Raw genomic sequence first — 18,993 nt, forward strand, 5'->3', positions numbered from 1 at the left:
AACATTTGAGAGATAAACCTTGAAGATACCCTCCTTTATCTTTTTAAAACAAAGAATAAGATGTTGCTATTTTACTTGATTTTCATTGATTTATTATTATAGCAGAAGAAACTGAAAAGCACCTGCTAAAAAGCAGATGCTTCCTTGTTATTTACTGTTTTTAGGAGATTGCTGATTCTGCACGCTTACTTCTTCCAAATTGGTATCACTGTATATTTCTGTCCCGTGACCTCCCGTTGTTTTAGCTAGGAATTCTTTGACTTCATTATAAGACATACCTGAGTTTTGGTTTGCCTTTTTTACGGCTTCAATATTTGTCCCAGCCGCTGTAAATTTCTTATCCTGATTTTTCTGCATTTATACCCCTCCTGCTTTGTTTCATTTTATTTTGTCCATTAGAGGGGTTTTTAGCCGAAATTTTCTCCTGTCGTTTATAAAAACTGGCGAGTATGGGTTTAACTTTTCTATCTTCTGTATTCTTCGAAGGATGTGTAAAAACAGTGGGCGATACATCAGGATACACTTTCCTTCGTAATAAACCAATTCATTTATTAGCTCAGCGAAACGGCTGAAAACGGCCGCTCTTTTTTATTTACCAACTAGAAGTGACTTGCTTACATGGATACATTCAGTGTTAAAAACGCTGGCAGCTGTTGTTTATGTTTATCAAGCATAATCTGCTCCGGCTTGATTCCCTGCTCTAAAAGCACGTCAATATTCTGCTGAAGAAATTCGTCACTGCCGACAACATAGAAGAGGCCCTCTTTATCAGCTGCAAGGTTTTTCACTTCTTCATAGTAGTCTTTCCGATTATCAACAAACTGCGACGTGAATTTTTTATCAGGTGCGGATTCAAAAATAGGCGTGAATAAGAAATCCTTTGTTGAATCGATGTTCAGAGAATGAATTTGATTAACGTTATCAGCACGTTCGAGATAATCCAGTACAAGCGGCCTGAAGGTTGCCAAACCGACACCTGCCGACAGCAAGTAAACATTTTTATCTTCTCTTTTAAGCGGTACATTCGAATGCGTTTTAAATATAGCAACCTCTTGACCGACTTCCATATTTCTTAAAATCGTTTTAAACTCAGAACATTGCTCTTTAATACGTGTTGTGATGCCGATGGAATTTTCATGCGGTAATGTAGTAATCGACATGTGGCGAATCAGACTGCGGTTCGGTTTCTCTCCGGCATTAAACCCTTCCAGTGCGAAGTGGGTGTGGGAACCTTCTTCCCACGTAAAACCTTCCGGGCAGTCAAGCATATATGTTTTAACCTCAGGTGTTTCATCAATAATTTTATTTATTTTCGTCCAGTATATTTGCATAATATATTCTCCTCCATTATATTTGCCTTTAGTATCTAATATACTACAAATGATAATAATTCTCAATTAAACGGGTTGATTATTTTGGAAAGCACTTGGGATTTTATTATAGGAGGGGTATCAATATGACACTTATAATGGCTACAGCTTCTTTTATTACATCTTTAGCCGTGTTGATCATTGTCACTAGCCAAAACAAGAAGAACGAATGATAATATATAGATCAACCAAGCATATCAATTTTTTTAAATAGGAAATGATAACTTTATTAAATCACCTTAAAAAAGCGCCTCTGCTGCAGCTTCTATGCAGGGGCGCTTCGATCTTTCTCCATTATTTACTTATCTGTTTCCAGCGGAAGGTCAGGATCACTTGCCCATTCCGTCAGAGAGCCATCATACACGGCAACATTATGCTGACCAAGCTTGTTTAACAGCGTTGAATTCCAAGTTGCTGCAATCCCGCTGCCGCAATAGGTAATCACCTTCTTATCCGGATCAAGGGCTCCTGCTTTCTCAAACGTTTCCCGGATTATCTCATCATCGTAAAGCTCCAATGTTTCGGAGTCAGAATGATCTCCGAAAAAGACGTTTACACTTCCTGGAATATGTCCTGGACGGCCATACGTATTCACTTCGCCTTTATGAGCAGCTTCATTTAAGCTGTTGATAATAATAACATTGTCATCATCTATCGCTTGTTTTACCTCTTCCTTGTTAACAAACAGCTCGGGTTTTCGCCCGCCGCTAAAGCTTGCTTTTGGATATGAGCCTGACTCTGTGGTTACCGGTCTGCCTTCTTTTTTCCACTTTGGAAAGCCGCCATCAAGCACCGCGACATTTTCCAAGCCCTCATAGCGCAGCTGCCAAGCCAAGCGGGATGCCCAATCCGAAGCCACAACAGGACTATCTACTTGCGCACCTTGGTCATAAACGACCACATACGTGTCTTCATCGCCGACTCCTAATTCAGTGATTTTTTTAATAAACTCCTTTCTTGGCGGAAGGGTAAAAGCATACTCCGCATCCGTATCGGATAAATCTTCTAATAAATCAGCAAAAACAGCACCTGGAATATGCCCTTTTTCATACGCCTCTTTCCCTGACCAAATATCATAATAACCGCTTGCCGGCAATTTTAAAAAAGTCGTTGCATCTACTAATCTCAGTTTTGAATCATCCAATCTTTCCGCAAGCCAGTCTGTTGTTACAATGAATGGAACATGACTCATTATATGCACTCCTTCACTTTAATTATATAATTCTTATAAATTTACTTATATTTAAACGTATAATAACATGGGAGGATGGTTTTTGCAAAATAACAGATTCAAAATTTATGATGCCATTCCTTTTCCAATTCATCTCCTTTTAGTCGTTTGGACGAAGCATTATACGAAGGCAGCTTATACATACAACCCCTTTTTACTTTATTGATTTAAATTTGTCACACTTTCTATTCATCATGTTCATTATTTCACAAATACTTCACGAAATACCTCCATATTCTATGATATACTTATTGTGAAGATAATCACAAGACAACACTTAGGAGGTTTTATGATGAGATTCAAGCTTATATTTATGTCCTTTTTGTCCCTATTGTTAGTGGGATTTTTGGCCGCATGCGGTGCTGACGAAGAGGAGCAGACAGACGAAAATGCAACAAACGATACGGAGGAAACAGAAGAAGATGTCGTCACAACCGCATCCCTTGTTGATCAGCCCGACGCCTTTGTCAACGCAGTCAGCGAGGATGGAACTTGGATTATCGCTACACTGGATGATATCGCCATAGATGAGGATGTCGTGGTTGCCGGCGAATTCTATGATAAAGACGACGAATCCAGTGATATTTATCGTAAAATTGCTCCATATACACAAGATGAAGACCATAACATTACAGACTCATTTACGATTACCGTTCCCAGCATGACCGTACAGAGTGAAAACTTGAATTTTCAAGGCGGTACTCTGGAAGGTGACGTAATTGTCGAAGCAAACGGCTTTATGCTGGATGAAACAGCAACCATTGACGGAAATTTACAATTTGCAAATGAAGAAGCAGAAAGCTCCGCAACCATTGATGGAGAAGTAACAGGCGAAATCGAATAAAAATAGCAAGGCTCTAACAGGATGCGTCCTGTTCCCCCTCCCCGATTCAAATTAAATAAACAGATACCTCGCTAAAAAAGCGGCCAAGTCAAAGCTTGTCCGCTTTTTTAAATAGTAGAAAAATCGGCCGTTCTTATTGCGTTTTTTCTTTATTCCATCATACTGTCTCCTCCCTGTTCAAAAATCAGAGAAGAGACGTTTTCGTGTAACCTTCTTTTCTAAAAATGACACCAATCCATCTATCAATGAAAGTGATGCCCCTCTGTCCGTAATACGATCAGGATAACCGACAGCAGCACCATGGCAAAAAGAGTGAACGTATCTCCCTTCCGCCAATGCAAGCGTCGAAAGGAGGATCTTGGTTGATTGGACTGGTAGCCTCTTACCTCCATCGCATTCGCCATATCCTCTGCCCTGACCAGGGAGCTGACGAACAATGGAACAAACATCGGAACGATTTTCTTCATCTGCTGAAGCAGTGACCCTTCGCCAAATACAATCCCTCTGGCACGCTGTGCATCCAGCACTTTCTGCGTTTCGTCCAGTATAATGGGAATAAAACGAAGCGCTACCGACAGCATGAGTGATATTTCGTCGACCGGCAGTTTGAGCCGTTTCAAAGGTTGAAGCAGATAATTAATCGCATCTGTCAAATCAATTGGCTTCGTGGTTAAAGTAATGACTGTCGATACAAAAATAATCATGGCAAAGCGGCTAAAAATGTATACCCCATTGATTAAACCAAAGGATGAAATGGTAATTGGTCCCCAATCGATATATATTTCGCCCCCTGCCGTAAACATTACCTGTAACAGCACGGTAAATAAAATCAGCCATATCAGCGGCCGGACACCGCGAATATAGATGCGGAGGGAGACTCCGGAAATCTTCATCATCGTAAAGGTAAAAAGCCACAGCACCAGATACGTGAGCCAATTGTTGGCAATAAATAAGATAAAAATAAACGAAATCCCTGCGATTAGTTTAGCTCTGGGATCAATACAATGAAGCAGCGAATCGCCAGGGAAATAACGTCCTAAGATTAATTTGTTCATGCTAATCCCGCCTCTACTAAAGCATCTGACAGCTGATCCAGCGTCAGACAAACCTGTGGCAAGGTAACGCCCGCTTCCTGCTCCAGCTTTACCTGCAGCTTCCTGGCCTGCGGCAATTCCAGTCCCCATTGATGAACCGCAGATACATCGGCAAATAATTGCTCAGGCTCTCCCTGAAAAACTATTCTGCCTTCCTCCATCACGACAACTTCGTCTGCATAATAAGCTGCATCATCCATATCATGGGTAACCAGCAACGTTGTTAATCCGCGCTCTTTATGCCAGGCATGGATCAGGTCCATCACTTCTTTCTTCCCTTTTGGATCCAGCCCGGCGCCAGGTTCATCTAAAACAAGAATATCTGGACGCATGGCTAATATTCCCGCCATCGCCACATACCGTTTTTGACCGCCGGACAAAGAGAATGGTGACTTCGACAAAATAGATGCATCTAAACCGACACGCCCAATAACCTCTAGGGCAATCTCCTTCGCCTCTGCTTCAGGCACTCCAAAATTCATCGGTCCGAACATAATATCTTTTTCCACCGTTTCTGCAAACAGCTGGGATTCTGGGAATTGAAAAACCATCCCCACTTTTCGCCGTGCTTCTTTTACGGATTGCTTCGCATTTTCCAGCGTAATTGTTACTTCGCCGACAGCTACCTCCCCTTTTTTCGGAAGGAGCAATCCATTCATCAGCTTCAATAAGCTTGATTTTCCGGAACCGGTCTGGCCGACTACAGCTGTAAAGGAGCCTGACTTTATCGTTGTACTAATTGACTTTAATATCTCCGGGCTGCGAATCGGACCTGCTTGATAATCTGCGGTTACTTCCTGTAAATTTATCTGCATAGCCATCGCATCATTTCCTGCTCTGTCATATATTGGTCAGGTACGGCACTGCCCCGTTCTTTTAATTTTCTTCTCAATGCTTCTATAAAAGGAACATCCAGCCAATCCTCTCTTTGAAAAATCTGGGCAGGTCTGTCTATTTCCTTCACACTGCCTTTCTGTAAAACCAGCATTCTATCCGCGGCTTCCGCTTCATTCATATCATGGGTTATCGAAATAATGGTCAGCTGTTGCTGTTTTCGCAAATCATGTAAAAAATGCATGAATTCCTGTCTGCTTTTAGGGTCAAGCATCACCATGGCTTCGTCTAATACAATAATGGCAGGCTGTAACGCTAAAAGTCCGGCAATAGCGACGCGCTGCTTCTGTCCCCCAGATAAACGGGAAGGGTCATGATCTGCATAGCGGCTCATTCCAACCATTTCCAACGCACGATTTACCCGCTGCTTCATTTCATGATAAGGCATGTTCTGATTTTCCAAGGCGAATGCCACGTCGTCTTTTACGGTTGTTCCAATAAATTGATTTTCCGGGTTTTGAAATACTAATCCGATATGACTGCGAAGCTCCCACTTGGATTCCTCTGTCAGCTCGATTCCATTAATATAAATGCTTCCTGAGGAGGGCGCGCGCAGCCCGACCAGCAAACTGGCTAAGGTTGACTTCCCCGAACCATTATGTCCGACAACAGCCAGCCACTCCCCGCGCTCTGCGGTAAAGGAAAGGTCTGCTATCGTTTCCTCCTGCTTTTGCAGATTATAATGAAAAAAGACATTTTCTACGTTGACACAAGGCGTTGACATTTCTCCACCCCTCTCTTCTAGATTACAAAATAACGGATACAAGCAAGGTAATCGCCATCGTTCCATTTACGAGCATCATATTTTTCAAAGATAATGGAAAAGTTTCCAGCTTACTCTGCTTTTGTCTAAACCGTCTGATGCTTTTCGTGATTGGAATCAGCACCAGGCATACAAGCAAGGCATAGACAGGCAGCACCTGAAGCAGCACAGCGGTTACAATCGCTGCAAATGTGAGTACATAGAGAAGATGGAATAATAACAAAGCATGCTTTCTGCCGATATAATAAGGAAGGGTAAAACGCTTATTGGCAATATCCTCTTCCAGATCGCAGATATTATTTGCCAGCATGATATTCGCAATGGTCAGTATACAGGGGAGCGAGACCAGGAAAATCTCCAGCAGCAGCAGGACATCCATTTCAAAGGTAATCATGCGTCCAGTCCAGCCTAAATGGGCTATTCCCTGATTAGCGGCATTGACATAGATAGCTAGAAATGTAATGCCAAATCCCATCGTCACACCGGAAAACACCTCGCCAAGCGGCATACGGGACAGCGGAATCGGTCCAAATGTATAAAAAATACCAATCGCAAAACAAAGCATGCCAATAACCAGCACAAATAAATCCGTACGAAATACCAGCCAAATCCCTAATAGTGAAGCTATCGCCAGCATGGTAATAATCGTGGCCACCACTCTCTTTTCAGGGATATTTTCCTGTCCGATAATATTGGATTGTCTGCGATAGTCATCACTTAATGCCTTCTTATAATCCATGTAATTATTGATAGCCGTTGTAGTTAAATCAAACAGCAGCATGGCACTAAAGAAAATAGCTGTGTTTAGCGGTTCAAACATATCATAACGATAGATAACAAATAATAGTCCAATTAAAAACGGAAATAAACTAGCTAATTTGGTGCGAATTTCTACCAGCTTTAAAAACGTAGGCAGTGTCATCATAGCCCGCTCCCCTCACCTATTCTATTAACGTAAATTCCTCATCTGTCAGTTCAAAATTGCCGGCTAATCCATCGGTGATATAAACATTTTTGTCCTTTGTCACAAAGATGGCTTCTGCATCCTGCATCTGTTGAATAAAGTCCAATCCTTCCTCTAACCCTTTTGAATATAGCAGTGTCGAAAGTGCATCCCCGTCAATTGAATGCTCACTGATAACCGAAACACTGGCAAGCTCTCCTTCAAACGGATAGCCAGTCTGCGGATTTAATAAATGATGATAGATTTCACCCTCCACTTCTAAAAAACGTTCATAAATACCAGAAGTAACGATAGACTGATTCGAAGCAGTCAATCTGCCAACAGTTTCTCCCATTGGCAAGAATGGATTTTGAACACCAACAACCCAGGGATCACCTGATGTCTGGTTCCCCATAACATATATATTGCCTCCTAAATCAACCACAGCAGTGGTGACCCCTTCCTCCTCTAACAGTTCTATGACTTCATCAGCAATATAACCCTTCGCAATTGCTCCCAGGTCTAACCGCATACTGGATTCTGTCAGCATCACGCTTTGCTCTGCTTCATCGAGTTCTATTTTTTCATAATCAATCAACGGCAGTATGTCATCAATTTCCTCCTGCAACGGTTTTCTCGCATCATCCATCCCGATATTCCAAAGGCTGGTTAATGGACCGACAGCAATATCAAAGGAGCCCTCTGCCAATTCACTGTAATCCTTTCCTTGCTTAATCACCTGCCATACATCCTCTGACACCTCGACAGGGCCTTTTCCGGCCTGTTCATTGATTTCAGCCACTTCCGACCCAGCTTCATTGGCAGTCATTTGCTGTTCCAATACTTCAATTCGGTCAAACACCTTATCTAACGCCGACTCTTTATCCTTGTCATACACCTTTATCGTGATAACTGTTCCCAGTAAAAATTCTGTCTCACTATATGGATTGCTGATTAATGATGATGCATCGCTTGATGAATCGGCATTTTTAGAACAGCCTGCAATAATCAGCATCAGCAGCATCAGTGAGATACCAATTTGTTTCTTCATTTTCATACCTCCCTCGCCCTTGTGAATGTTAATAAACACCATAATAATTATTTTCATGTGATTTAATTCACAATTATTTACATAATTTTAATTGTGAATAATTTCACAAATATTACATGTTTATTGTATAATTTATTTCGTATCATGTCTATAAAAAACACAAACAAATCTATTATTACCAAGGATTTTGTCATGAAAATGACACACCTGATTATTTGATATTTTATTTTTAATTTGTGAACTATTTATCAAATCTATAGACTTTTTTTATGAATATGTTAGAATGAAATTGTTCAATAGTTCACAAATTTAACATTATCTATTTTGATTACAAAGGAGTGAATACAATGGCGGAGAAAAATATTGTTATTATTGGCGCCGGCTACGCAGGGGTGCATGCAGCTAAGAAGCTGGCCAAAAAATACAAACGTGATGATTCTGTTTCTATTACTCTGATAGATCGACATTCCTATCACACCATGATGACAGAATTACATGAAGTAGCTGCACACCGGGTAGAACCATCTGCTATTCAATTTGATTTACGAAAATTATTTAACCGCACCAAAGTGAAACTCGTCACAGACAATGTTACCAACGTCGATCATGATACGAAGACCGTCACCACGGAACACGGTGAATTCGCTTATGACTACCTTATTCTCGGGATGGGCGGCGAAGCAAACGACTTTGGTACACCAGGTGTAAAAGAGAACGGCTTTACCCTCTGGTCCTGGGAAGATGCGATCCGCATCCGGCAGCATTTAGAGGAGGTCGTCAAACGGGCAGCATTAGAACATGACCCGGAAAAACGCCGTGCCATGCTCACCTTTACAGTTTGCGGTTCCGGCTTTACCGGTATTGAAATGATTGGAGAGCTTATCGAGTGGAAATACCGTTTAGCAAAGGAAAATAAACTGGACGAAGAAGAAATTCAGCTGTATGTAGTCGAAGCGGCCTCCTCTATTTTAAATATGCTGGACCGAAAAAGTGCAGATAAAGCAGAAAAGTATTTAAATAAAAAAGGCGTTACCTTGCTTAAAAACTCACCAATCGTTGAAGTAAAAGAGGATAGCGTCGTATTTAAATCAGGGGAAACCCTTTCCACACACACATTGATTTGGACAGCCGGGGTCAAGGCAAATTCGGATACAGAAGATTACGGTATCCCGACTGCCAGAGCAGGACGTCTGAAAGTAAATGAATATATGGAAGCAGAAAACTTGGAGAACGTCTATGTTATCGGCGACTTAGCCTATTTTGAAGAAGAGGAAGGCAAGCCGACGCCGCAAATTGTCGAAGCGGCCGAACAGACAGGTGTGACAGCAGCTAAATCCATTATTGCGGAAATCGATAACGGCCAAAAAGAAGCATTTGAAGGGAAATACCATGGCACGATGGTTTCCATCGGAGCCAGATATGGTGTGGCGAATTTAATGGGGCTGCGTTTAAGCGGCTGGCTGGCTAATCTGATGAAGCACTTGGTTAACCTGTATTATTTCTTCGGGATACGAAGCGGCTATTATATGTTTCATTATATTATGCATGAATTTTTCCAAACCAAGGATAAGCGCAACATTTTCAGAGATACAATTACCAGATATGGAAATGTTTTGTGGAGCTTGCCATTGCGATTATTTGTCGGCGGTTTTTGGCTCGATGAAGCAGCCTCTAAAATTTGGGGAGAATCTGTTTGGGGTGAAGTCACCTCAGGCTCTGCAGGTATTTCTCGATTATTTCAGGGACTCGGAGAAGATTCCTGGCTGACCGGGAACAGCGTGAACATGCCATTTGAATGGCTGCAAACAACCACCAGCAGTGCAAGTGAAGCGGTAGATGGCGGTGCAGAATGGGCCACTCCTATTTTAAGTGATATGCCAGGTATTTTTGAATGGTTTATGCAGATTATGCTGCCGACACCGGAAGTAGCTATCTTTATGCAGAAGGTTATGGCTTTCATTGAGTTATTCATCGGCCTTGCTATTGTATTCGGCCTTTTCACTTGGCTTGCCAGTGCTGCAAGTGCCGGATTCCTGATGATGTTTACTTTATCCGCAATGCTCGGCTGGGATCAAATCTGGGCACTCCCTGCTTCTATCGCCTTAATGAATGGTTCCGGACGTTCCATTGGTTTAGATTACTGGGCTGTTCCATGGCTGCAAAGAACACTGGGAAGATTCTGGTATGGAAAAGAGCAGGCTATCTATAAAGATCGTGAATAAAAACATCGGGCAGCCCGGCTTTTGCCGGGGAGATGAGTCAATATTTACTGAATGAGCTATAAGGGGGGGATGGGCATGAAGGATTTCTATCATATGCTGAAACCTTGGGATGTTATTCTTGTTATCCTGTTGGTTCTTCTATCTTTTCTCCCTATTGGCATCTTTGTTTTACAGCAGTCACAATATGCTGAAGAAGATTCAGTAAACGTTGCGGTGATTACAGTAGATAATGAAATTGTAGAAGAAATCCAGCTGACAGGGAATACCGAAACCAGAGAAATTGAGATTGAGGTATCCGATCATGACAATAACATTATTGAAGTAGACAATGAACGCATTCATATCAAAAGTGCTACCTGCTCTGACCAAATCTGTGTGCGAACCGGCTATATTTCCAGGCCGGGACAGACGATTGTCTGCCTGCCTCATAAGCTTGTCGTCGAGATTCAATCAGACAGCGGGGAAACAGAAGATATGATTATCAGCTCTTAAATCAATTTTGAGCAGCTTATATACACGTTCGGAAATAGATTGGGAGGGTCTGGCGATGACAAATAACCAGCGTCTTGTATACATTGCATTATTAGCTGCGCAGGCAGTCATTATCAGTTTAGTAGAAAGAGCCGTCCCCTCCCCTTTTGCCATCGCTCCAGGTGCAAAAATCGGTTTAGCGAATATTATTACGTGCATGGCGTTATACACGCTCTCTACAAAAGATGCGTCTAAGGTTGTGATGATACGGATTATCCTTGCTACCCTCTTGGGAGGTACACTCTCCTCTTTTATGTATAGTGCGGCCGGCGCCATATTAAGCTTTATCGGCATGTGTGGAGTAAAAAAGCTCGGACCATCCCGAATCAGCTTGATTGGAGTCAGCGTAGCCGGCGCTATTCTGCATAATATTGGACAATTAACGATTGCCAGCTGGATTGCCCAAACATGGACGGTACTTCTCTACCTCCCAGTTTTATCTTTATTCGGGATTTTATCAGGCATTGCCATGGGTCTGGCAGCTAATTATTTATTAAATCACGTAGAAAAACTGGACTATTACCGGGACCTGCAAGAAATGAAATATACGCAACCCAATCAAGTATCATAGCTTTGGCTACAGAAAAATCCTTATGCTCGTTAAATGGAGGTTATCATGATGGCGATTCCAGCTATTCCTGTTCATCCAATGTGGGAACCTTATCCCCGTTTACAATCTGATTTACAATCCGTTTTACAGGTGATTGAATCTCACCTGCAAATCCACGATAAACAAATCGAAGCTACAATTAAGGATTTGGTCTATTCAGGAGGAAAATTATTGCGTCCTGCCTATACGCTTCTATGTTCCCAGATTGGGGACGTAACACATCAGGAAAAAGAAAGGTCGATAGCCGTTGCCGCAGCACTGGAAACCTTGCATATGGCCACTCTGATCCATGATGATGTCATTGATGAAGCAGACTTCCGTCACGGAAATCCAACCATCCATACCCAGCAGGGCAATCAATTTGCCATCTATTCCGGTGATTATTTATTTTGTGTCTGTTTTACTATTTTATCTAAGTACGCGCGCACATTAGCACATCTTGAGTTTAATGCGCGCAGTATGGAAAAGATTCTCACAGGGGAACTGGATCAGCTCCATGCGCGCTACCAAAAGGGAACCAGCATCAAAGATTATTTAACGCGTATTTCCGGAAAAACCGCGCAGCTCTTTGCTGTCAGCTGCTATTCAGGAGCAGTGACCAGTCAAGCAACACGAAGGCAGACCATGCTCGCCTGGAATATGGGGCACTATATTGGCATGGCCTTTCAGATTATCGATGACATACTAGACTTTAAAGGTGATTTCAACACCATGCGAAAACCTGCGCTTGCAGATATTCGTCAAGGCGTGTATACCCTGCCGCTGATTTACGCATTACGTGAACAGCCAGAGCAATTACATCCTTATTTAGATAAGAAAGCTGATTTAACAGATGAAGAATTAATGGAGATATTAGCTATTGTCGAAAAAACAAAAGGCATAGAAAAATCCAGGCGGCTTGCCCTGAAGTATACAGACAAGGCATTAAAATCCTTAAACAAACTGCCGGTCGGGGATTATAAAGAGACCCTGTATGAATTGACTGCGATGCTGTTGGAGCGGAAAATATAATGGCCTGCAATGAAACTTGCATAGTAATTTTCCAAACCGTTATCTATAATAAAATAAAAACTATAGGTGTTTTATATAATGAAAACCTTCATTTTACGGGACTTGCGAGAGTACTGATAAAATGAAGGTTTATTACAGTTTAGCTGAAAATCATCTAAAATAAGACTATATAAATTGAAGTAAGAAATTACACTTTATTTTTCTTATAAAAATCACGAAATAATGATTGAAAACAGTAACTAGCGACGGTTTTTGATGGGGCGAGTAATCGCAATGGTTTTCGGTGGGGCGAGTAACCGCAGTCCCAGTCCCAGAAGAAAAACACGGAGACTCCTGGTCGGCTAAGAACGGTCACGTCCTGTGACCAACGACCGACACTAGGACGTCCTGTCCGTCGTGGGAAAGCGCGGAGGGAAGACCCCGCAGAAAAAAAGCGAACTTCTTTTTTTCTACCCGCGGGGCATAAGTGCGACTTTGCTTCTGTCTGCGCCTGATGGCTTGCCAATCAGCAAGTCTTCTTTAAAGGAGGCTGAGCTCAAGCCCACGGAAAGCGTAGTGTTTTTCTGTAGCGGTAGCTATTAATTTCAATTTATATAGCTTTATTTGTAAATGATTGGTAAAATAAAGACAATTCAAAGAAAGGAAGTGTCCTATTGTTTACATTCCCGGTTATTTACGAAGAAGAAGCAGACTACATGAAGCATGATCGGCTGACGAAAAAGCTGATACAAGAGTTTTTTGAAGAGTTTATCGAAGCTTTTTTCCCCAATCTCCACCCTCACATTGACTTCTCCAACGTGTCCTTCCTTGAGCAAGAAGTATATCTAGACTATATCAATGGCCGCAAGAAGGAAATAGATGTCCTCGCCGAAGTAAAGCTGAATCACGAAGACAAAATCCTGCATATTCATACCGAAGCACAATCAACGCATGAAGCGGACTTCCCTGAAAGAATGTTTCTCTATTTTTCTTACCTTTACGCCAAACACCGCAAACCCATTCAACCCATCGCTGTTTTGAGTTATAATAGGGAAAAAGAAGAACCGACGCAATTCAGAATCGATACCCCCCCACCCAAGACGTACTTCAATTTAACTTTTTACAATTACACTTAATCAAGAAAGACTGGAGAGCATATATTCAATCAGACAACCCGGCCGCCGCAGCATTGCTCAGTCAAATGGGGTATGAAGCGCATGAGCGGGTTCAGGTAAAGCTGGAGTTTCTGCGCATGATCACCCGGATGAAAATCAACCCGGCACAAATGGAATTCCTGTATGGTTATTTCGAGACTTATTTAAAACTAAACAAAGAGGAGGAAGCACAAATGATGGAGCAAATGGAGAACTTACCGGAGGAGGAAAAAGACATGGTTTTGCAGCTGCCGAATTCTTATTTTGAGAGAGGATTGGAGAAAGGAAAGCAGGAAGGAATAGAGGAAGGGATAAAAAAGCGAAATCAAGAAATAGCTTTAGAATTGATAGCAATAGGAATGCCGATCAACCAAATCGCAGAGATCACAAAATTAAGCAAAGAAGAGATTAAAAAACTTACTAAAAAATAAAGAATGAATTCTTTGCGAAAAATCCTATATCAGCATTGCAAAACGCTTCCTCCGTCTTTACAGGGGAAGCGTTTTGCATGTCATGTACAGTCTTTCATTTAACGATGCATAACTTTAAAGAAAAACGGGAATTTATAAAGGATTAACGAATTTTTGGAGGAGGATACGTATGGCTCTGGAAAAAGATTTTGAAGGCAAGGTTGTATTAATTACCGGAGCAGCTTCCGGAATTGGAGAAGCGACGGCGTTAAAATTTGCTGAACGCGGAGCAAAAATAGCGATTGGCGATATAAACGAAGATAGCGATAAAGTCGTTCAACAAATTAAAGCCAATGGCGGAGATGCGGTTTTCTTTAAAACAGATGTGAGCAATGCTGATCAGGTAAAATCACTTGTAGAAAAAACAGCCGGTCACTTTGGGAAAATAGATTGTGCCTTTAACAATGCAGGGATTCTGCCTAAAATTGCTTCTTTTATTGATACTACAGAAGAAGATTTTGACCAAACGATTGCCGTTGACTTAAAAGGCGTTTTCCTTTGCCTGAAGTATGAGCTCGAATATATGGTTAAAGCAGACGGGGGAAGTATTGTCAATACGGCTTCTGTTGCCGGATTGATTGCTGATCCCGATATGTCTCCTTATGTTGCTGCCAAACATGGTGTTGTCGGGTTAACAAAGGCGGCTGGAATTGAATATGCGAACAAAGGCATACGCGTTAATGCTGTAGCGCCCGGAGTCACCGCAACACCACTGGCTAAGGAGAAATTGGAAGATTCCGAAATACGTGAGGAAATGATAGGAAACGTTCCTGCAGACCGGGCAGCAACACCAGATGAAATTGCGGAAACCGTGCTTTACTTGTCATCCGATAAAGCGAGCTTTGTGATGGCTCAAACCTATGTGATTGATGGCGGCCAAATTGCCCATTAATATTGAAATATAGAAACGTAAAAATTGAAATTTATTATATACTGAATAAAGCATTTGTTTTATCAACCTGATTGAATTATATTAGAAAACGTATAAGTCCTAAAAAGCGTTACAAAGGAGGCGCAGAATGAAAAAGGTATACGAACTGACTACCATAGAAATGGCTGAAGAATTTTTGAATAATCATGCGTTAAGCTTCCTTTTCGTTTCCAGACCGGATTGCAGTGTATGCCATGCCATTTTGCCAAAGCTAACCGAAATGCTGGATGACTACCCTCTTATCCACCTGGGACATATTGATGCTTCCAGGGTGGAAGAAGTAGCAGAAAAGTTCTTGATTTTTACTGTCCCAATCATGCTTTTGATTATAGACGGCAAAGAATATATCCGGGAGGACCGTTTTGTCCGTTTTGAACAATTAGAAGAAAAACTGGATCAGTTGTATGAAATGTATACCCAATAAGCGGTTCAAGGTTATGTTCCAAAAAAAATCAATAGTTTTCGTTGGAACGAGGGATTTCAGTCCTGACGAAAACTATTGGTATTCCTCGTCCCATCGTAAAGACCTGTCAGTTGAGTGATTCAAGTCGTTAACCCGCCTAATTGTATTTATTTCACCCGCTACTTTGAAGCAAGCGTTGTTACGGTTGTTTAACTGTACTCACTAATTAAATAATACCCTCTTCTTTTTACTTCATAGACAAAACCACATCCTATCCAAACCATTTATTACCTTTTAATCAAGATTATTTCTTTTCTGTTAGCTATGGAAAAAATCTGCTTATATGGTACAATAATAAATCTGTACATTATTTCTCTGCCCCCAAAAAATTAGCCATCTTTTTGCGAACATTTCGCACAAAACCCTAACTATTTTTTCAATATACATCAATGAAGGAGGAATTTTATTAGAAATGGAAAACTTTACAATTTGGTCATTAATGATAGATATTAGTATTATTTCAGGATTACTATTAGCAGGAACAATCCTACGGGCAAAAGTGAAATGGATTCAATCGCTATTCTTGCCGGCCAGCATGATTGCCGGATTTCTCGGACTTGCATTTGGTCCCAGCGGGGTTGGTATTCTGCCCTTTTCAGAGCAATTCAGCAGCTACCCTACATTGCTGATTGCAGTTATTTTTGGAGCGATTCCAATCGGCGCTGCGAAAGTGCGATTATCAGAGGTATTTCACCGCGTTCGTGATATGTTCTCCTACTCCATTATCTTAACATTATCCATGTGGGGCGCAGGCGTTCTATTCGCTTTACTTCTATTAAACCCTATCTTCAGTGACTTGCCTGATGGGTTTGGACTTATTTTAGGAGCAGGTTTTCTAGGCGGACATGGTACGGCTGCTGCTATAGGAGAAGGGTTAGCACATGCCGGCTGGGAAGAAGCAATGGATCTTGGCATGACCTCTGCTACTGTAGGAATTCTGGTTGCTGTTTTAGGAGGTCTTTTTCTTATTAAACGCAGTACGGAAAACGGACATACCACATTTATTTCAAGCTTTAGGGATCTCCCTTCTGAACTAAAATCTGGTTTAATGCCGGCTTCCAAACGTTCTGCAATGGGACAAGAAACGGTATCATCCAATTCGATTGACCCGCTTGTTCTCCATCTGGCAATTATCGCTTTTTTAATTGGCATATCTTACTGGTTAACCAATTTATTGACAGAATGGATACCAGCTGTGTCCATACCGCTATTCAGCGTCGCCTTCATTTTGGGCTTAGTCTTTCAGGGCATCAGCCGGCAGTTAAAGGCTGATAAATATATTGACGGGCGAGTAATGGAGCGTATCGGCGGAACAGCTACTGATTTCCTGGTTGCTTTTGGTATTGCTTCAATCAATATTACGGTCGTGATGGATTATGCATTGCCGCTGATTTTATTGTTTGCCTTTGGAATACTGTGGGCATATATTCTCTTCCGTTTTGTCGGTCCAAATATATTTAGAGATTTTTGGCTGGAGAAATCTATTTTCGGCTGGGGATGGAGTACAGGTACTGTGGCGATGGGACTTGCCCTTTTACGAATTGTTGATCCGGAACTGAAAAGCCGGACACCGGAAGACTATGCACTGGGGTATGTTGGAGTTGCACCTGTTGATATTATTATTGTTACCTTTGCTCCGATTCTTTTCGCACTTGGGTTTACCTGGGTAATTCCAATTGTTCTCTTGCTTGGCGCTGCTATTGTAATTATGATTTACAAGAAAGCAGGCTGGTGGGGTCAAGGTAAACAGCAAAACACATCAAGCTGACATGCTTGATGTGTTTTTTCTTTTTCACTTTTAATTATACGGATTAAAAATTCCTGCGGACATTATAGATGCGATAGGAGTGCGCCTCCAACCGCCCCGGACACAACAATCACCCAAGGGGGCAGCTTCCAATAGACCAGCATACTAAATAGGATAGCCGCAAAAGCAAAATCAATCGGACCCAGGATAGCACTTGTCCAAATAGGATGATAAAAAGCCGAAATTAAAATCCCTACGACAGCTGCATTTACTCCCATCAAAGCTCCCTTCATTTTTTGATTTTGACGGATTTGATTCCAAAATGGCAGCGCACCTAAAATCAATAAGAATGCCGGCAAAAAGATAGCTGCAGTTGCCAACACTCCGCCTGTCCATCCGTTAATAACAGCGCCAATATATGCAGCAAATGTAAATAATGGTCCAGGCACAGCCTGTGCCGCCCCATAGCCGGCCAAAAAGGAGGTCTCGTCCATCCAGCCTGTCAGTACAAATTCACGCTCCAGCAACGGCAAAACAACATGTCCGCCGCCGAAAACAAGTGAACCAGAGCGGTAAAAACTATCAAACATAGCAATCCAATTCAGAGATGTCACTTCTTTTAAAATCGGAAGCAAAATAAGCAATCCGAAAAAAAGCGATAAACAAATGCCCCCCAGCTTTCGGGAAATCGGAAAAACGAATTTCGATTCTTCGTTCTCAGCATGATTTTTATATACCAAATAACCAATGAGGCCTGCTAATAAAATAACGCCAACTTGAGTAAAGGCTGTTTGCCATAATAAAGTGATAACTAACGCGAACAGCGCAATGGATTTGCGCTTTAAATCCGGTGTCAATTTTTGAGCCATTCCTAAAATCGCATGCGCTACAACAACAACTGCTACGATTTTTAACCCTTGAATCCACCCAGTCTCTTCCATAGCTGAACCTTGTAAGATCAAAGCAAAAATAATCAACGCTATGACAGAAGGCAGCGTAAAGCCAATAAAAGATATTATCCCCCCGAGGATGCCTCCGCGCATGACACCAATACCAATACCAACTTGGCTGCTTGCTGGCCCAGGTAAAAACTGACACAGTGCAACTAAGTCGCTGTAACTTTTTTCATCCATCCATTTTCTTTTCCGGACATATGCCTCATGAAAATATCCAAGATGCGCAATCGGTCCGCCAAAAGATGTCAATCCCAGCCGTGTAGAAATAAGCAGAATTTCGAATAGTAGTTTGAATTTCTCTTTTGATGTTGTAATATGATTCACCCAGTACACCCTTCCCTGTCAGTCTTTAATTTCTTTAAACAGTTCATATGCTTTCTCTCGAGCTTCCTCCAGCACGGTCCGCCCTTTATCGGTAGCCGTATAATATTTTCTTATTTTCCCGCCTGCATTACGTTCTTCCATACTCAATAGTCCATCCTTTTCCATCGAGTGAAGAATCGGATATAAGGTTCCTGGACTTATCTTGTATCCATGCTCCCTTAATTCATCCAGCATCCATACACCAAAAATCGGGTGTTCCATTGCATGATGCAGTATATGGATTTGAATAAATCCCAAAAATAACTTTCTTAATATTTTTTCTTCCAATTTGATTCATCCCCTGAAGTATTGATATCGAACCCTGATATCGAATTTCGTTATTAATTTACCATTAAAGCGCAACCA

At 41.7% G+C, this 18,993-nt stretch carries 20 protein-coding genes; 10 read left to right on the plus strand and 10 right to left on the minus strand.

Annotated elements, in window-relative coordinates; all coding sequences use genetic code 11:
* Window positions 1-147 precede the first annotated feature (147 nt).
* The 3 genes from ACZSMY_RS09335 to ACZSMY_RS09345 all read right to left on the minus strand — a co-directional run bounded on the left by ACZSMY_RS09335 (window position 148) and on the right by ACZSMY_RS09345 (window position 2,562).
* Window positions 148-357 (minus strand): gamma-type small acid-soluble spore protein, encoded by a 210-nt coding sequence (locus tag ACZSMY_RS09335; RefSeq protein ID WP_042532770.1) that lies wholly within the window; start codon window positions 355-357, stop codon window positions 148-150.
* 257 nt (window positions 358-614) lie between these two features.
* Window positions 615-1,331 (minus strand): FAD-dependent oxidoreductase, encoded by a 717-nt coding sequence (locus tag ACZSMY_RS09340; RefSeq protein ID WP_042532769.1) that lies wholly within the window; start codon window positions 1,329-1,331, stop codon window positions 615-617.
* A 337-nt stretch (window positions 1,332-1,668) separates the two neighbouring features.
* Entirely contained in the window at window positions 1,669-2,562 is an 894-nt protein-coding gene (locus tag ACZSMY_RS09345) for a sulfurtransferase (protein WP_042532768.1), read from the minus strand.
* A gap of 328 nt (window positions 2,563-2,890) precedes the next feature.
* On the opposite strand from ACZSMY_RS09345, the gene ACZSMY_RS09350 reads away from it, so the two are divergent.
* Window positions 2,891-3,445, plus strand: a complete 555-nt coding sequence (locus tag ACZSMY_RS09350) for a hypothetical protein (protein ID WP_042532767.1) — start codon at window positions 2,891-2,893, stop codon at window positions 3,443-3,445.
* A 242-nt stretch (window positions 3,446-3,687) separates the two neighbouring features.
* Here ACZSMY_RS09350 and ACZSMY_RS09355 read toward each other — a convergent pair whose 3' ends face one another.
* Genes ACZSMY_RS09355 through ACZSMY_RS09375 form a run of 5 tightly spaced genes read right to left on the minus strand, consistent with a single transcriptional unit; the run spans window position 3,688 to window position 8,190 of the window.
* Window positions 3,688-4,500 carry an energy-coupling factor transporter transmembrane component T family protein gene (locus tag ACZSMY_RS09355; protein ID WP_042532766.1) on the minus strand — a complete coding sequence of 271 codons (813 nt, stop codon included), beginning with the start codon at window positions 4,498-4,500 and terminating at the stop codon, window positions 3,688-3,690.
* Complete coding sequence (locus ACZSMY_RS09360) at window positions 4,497-5,354, minus strand: energy-coupling factor transporter ATPase (RefSeq protein ID WP_465147766.1); 858 nt, start codon at window positions 5,352-5,354, stop codon at window positions 4,497-4,499. The genes ACZSMY_RS09355 and ACZSMY_RS09360 overlap by 4 nt, the downstream gene beginning before the upstream one ends.
* Entirely contained in the window at window positions 5,345-6,157 is an 813-nt protein-coding gene (locus ACZSMY_RS09365) for an energy-coupling factor transporter ATPase (protein ID WP_042532764.1), read from the minus strand. The genes ACZSMY_RS09360 and ACZSMY_RS09365 overlap by 10 nt, the downstream gene beginning before the upstream one ends.
* A gap of 22 nt (window positions 6,158-6,179) precedes the next feature.
* Complete coding sequence (menA, locus tag ACZSMY_RS09370; RefSeq protein ID WP_042536098.1) at window positions 6,180-7,118, minus strand: 1,4-dihydroxy-2-naphthoate polyprenyltransferase; 939 nt, start codon at window positions 7,116-7,118, stop codon at window positions 6,180-6,182.
* Window positions 7,119-7,137: 19 nt separating this feature from the next.
* Window positions 7,138-8,190: an FAD:protein FMN transferase gene (locus ACZSMY_RS09375; protein ID WP_212929326.1), complete on the minus strand. Its 1,053-nt coding sequence runs from the start codon at window positions 8,188-8,190 to the stop codon at window positions 7,138-7,140.
* Between the two features lie 347 nt (window positions 8,191-8,537).
* Between ACZSMY_RS09375 and ACZSMY_RS09380 the strand changes: the two genes are divergently transcribed.
* From ACZSMY_RS09380 to ACZSMY_RS09420, 9 genes are all read left to right on the plus strand, one after another.
* A complete protein-coding gene (locus tag ACZSMY_RS09380) occupies window positions 8,538-10,412 on the plus strand; it encodes an FAD-dependent oxidoreductase (RefSeq protein WP_465147687.1) in 1,875 nt (624 codons plus the stop codon).
* A 75-nt stretch (window positions 10,413-10,487) separates the two neighbouring features.
* Window positions 10,488-10,904, plus strand: a complete 417-nt coding sequence (locus ACZSMY_RS09385) for a NusG domain II-containing protein (RefSeq protein WP_042532757.1) — start codon at window positions 10,488-10,490, stop codon at window positions 10,902-10,904.
* Between the two features lie 55 nt (window positions 10,905-10,959).
* A complete protein-coding gene (locus ACZSMY_RS09390) occupies window positions 10,960-11,514 on the plus strand; it encodes a Gx transporter family protein (RefSeq protein ID WP_193065351.1) in 555 nt (184 codons plus the stop codon).
* A 63-nt stretch (window positions 11,515-11,577) separates the two neighbouring features.
* Window positions 11,578-12,564, plus strand: coding sequence for a polyprenyl synthetase family protein (locus tag ACZSMY_RS09395; RefSeq protein WP_465147767.1), 987 nt, complete (start codon window positions 11,578-11,580; stop codon window positions 12,562-12,564).
* A 653-nt stretch (window positions 12,565-13,217) separates the two neighbouring features.
* Entirely contained in the window at window positions 13,218-13,679 is a 462-nt protein-coding gene (locus ACZSMY_RS09400; protein ID WP_465147688.1) for an RpnC/YadD family protein, read from the plus strand.
* 116 nt (window positions 13,680-13,795) lie between these two features.
* A complete protein-coding gene (locus ACZSMY_RS09405) occupies window positions 13,796-14,128 on the plus strand; it encodes a hypothetical protein (protein WP_465147689.1) in 333 nt (110 codons plus the stop codon).
* Between the two features lie 169 nt (window positions 14,129-14,297).
* The gene (locus ACZSMY_RS09410) at window positions 14,298-15,059 is read left to right on the plus strand and encodes an SDR family NAD(P)-dependent oxidoreductase (RefSeq protein ID WP_465147690.1); all 762 of its coding nucleotides are present in this window, start codon (window positions 14,298-14,300) and stop codon (window positions 15,057-15,059) included.
* 127 nt (window positions 15,060-15,186) lie between these two features.
* The gene (locus ACZSMY_RS09415) at window positions 15,187-15,522 is read left to right on the plus strand and encodes a thioredoxin family protein (protein WP_465147691.1); all 336 of its coding nucleotides are present in this window, start codon (window positions 15,187-15,189) and stop codon (window positions 15,520-15,522) included.
* Window positions 15,523-15,973: 451 nt separating this feature from the next.
* Complete coding sequence (locus ACZSMY_RS09420) at window positions 15,974-17,329, plus strand: sodium/glutamate symporter (protein WP_465147692.1); 1,356 nt, start codon at window positions 15,974-15,976, stop codon at window positions 17,327-17,329.
* Between the two features lie 62 nt (window positions 17,330-17,391).
* On the opposite strand, the gene ACZSMY_RS09425 is transcribed toward ACZSMY_RS09420, so the two are convergent.
* Window positions 17,392-18,588, minus strand: coding sequence for a chromate transporter (locus ACZSMY_RS09425; RefSeq protein WP_042532747.1), 1,197 nt, complete (start codon window positions 18,586-18,588; stop codon window positions 17,392-17,394).
* Between the two features lie 18 nt (window positions 18,589-18,606).
* Window positions 18,607-18,915: a PadR family transcriptional regulator gene (locus tag ACZSMY_RS09430; protein ID WP_042532745.1), complete on the minus strand. Its 309-nt coding sequence runs from the start codon at window positions 18,913-18,915 to the stop codon at window positions 18,607-18,609.
* Between the last annotated feature and the right edge of the window lie 78 nt (window positions 18,916-18,993).

This window comes from Oceanobacillus sp. B139/18 (assembly GCF_055524595.1).

What these genes read in the sequence shown, in the direction of transcription:
- ACZSMY_RS09335 (WP_042532770.1), bottom strand. Translation starts at nt 357, where the DNA reads ATGCAGAAAAATCAGGATAAGAAATTTACAGCGGCTGGGACAAATATT.
- ACZSMY_RS09340 (WP_042532769.1), bottom strand. Translation starts at nt 1,331, where the DNA reads ATGCAAATATACTGGACGAAAATAAATAAAATTATTGATGAAACACCT.
- ACZSMY_RS09345 (WP_042532768.1), bottom strand. Translation starts at nt 2,562, where the DNA reads ATGAGTCATGTTCCATTCATTGTAACAACAGACTGGCTTGCGGAAAGA.
- ACZSMY_RS09350 (WP_042532767.1), top strand. Translation starts at nt 2,891, where the DNA reads ATGATGAGATTCAAGCTTATATTTATGTCCTTTTTGTCCCTATTGTTA.
- ACZSMY_RS09355 (WP_042532766.1), bottom strand. Translation starts at nt 4,500, where the DNA reads ATGAACAAATTAATCTTAGGACGTTATTTCCCTGGCGATTCGCTGCTT.
- ACZSMY_RS09360 (WP_465147766.1), bottom strand. Translation starts at nt 5,354, where the DNA reads ATGCAGATAAATTTACAGGAAGTAACCGCAGATTATCAAGCAGGTCCG.
- ACZSMY_RS09365 (WP_042532764.1), bottom strand. Translation starts at nt 6,157, where the DNA reads ATGTCAACGCCTTGTGTCAACGTAGAAAATGTCTTTTTTCATTATAAT.
- menA (WP_042536098.1), bottom strand. Translation starts at nt 7,118, where the DNA reads ATGACACTGCCTACGTTTTTAAAGCTGGTAGAAATTCGCACCAAATTA.
- ACZSMY_RS09375 (WP_212929326.1), bottom strand. Translation starts at nt 8,190, where the DNA reads ATGAAGAAACAAATTGGTATCTCACTGATGCTGCTGATGCTGATTATT.
- ACZSMY_RS09380 (WP_465147687.1), top strand. Translation starts at nt 8,538, where the DNA reads ATGGCGGAGAAAAATATTGTTATTATTGGCGCCGGCTACGCAGGGGTG.
- ACZSMY_RS09385 (WP_042532757.1), top strand. Translation starts at nt 10,488, where the DNA reads ATGAAGGATTTCTATCATATGCTGAAACCTTGGGATGTTATTCTTGTT.
- ACZSMY_RS09390 (WP_193065351.1), top strand. Translation starts at nt 10,960, where the DNA reads ATGACAAATAACCAGCGTCTTGTATACATTGCATTATTAGCTGCGCAG.
- ACZSMY_RS09405 (WP_465147689.1), top strand. Translation starts at nt 13,796, where the DNA reads ATGATCACCCGGATGAAAATCAACCCGGCACAAATGGAATTCCTGTAT.
- ACZSMY_RS09410 (WP_465147690.1), top strand. Translation starts at nt 14,298, where the DNA reads ATGGCTCTGGAAAAAGATTTTGAAGGCAAGGTTGTATTAATTACCGGA.
- ACZSMY_RS09415 (WP_465147691.1), top strand. Translation starts at nt 15,187, where the DNA reads ATGAAAAAGGTATACGAACTGACTACCATAGAAATGGCTGAAGAATTT.
- ACZSMY_RS09420 (WP_465147692.1), top strand. Translation starts at nt 15,974, where the DNA reads ATGGAAAACTTTACAATTTGGTCATTAATGATAGATATTAGTATTATT.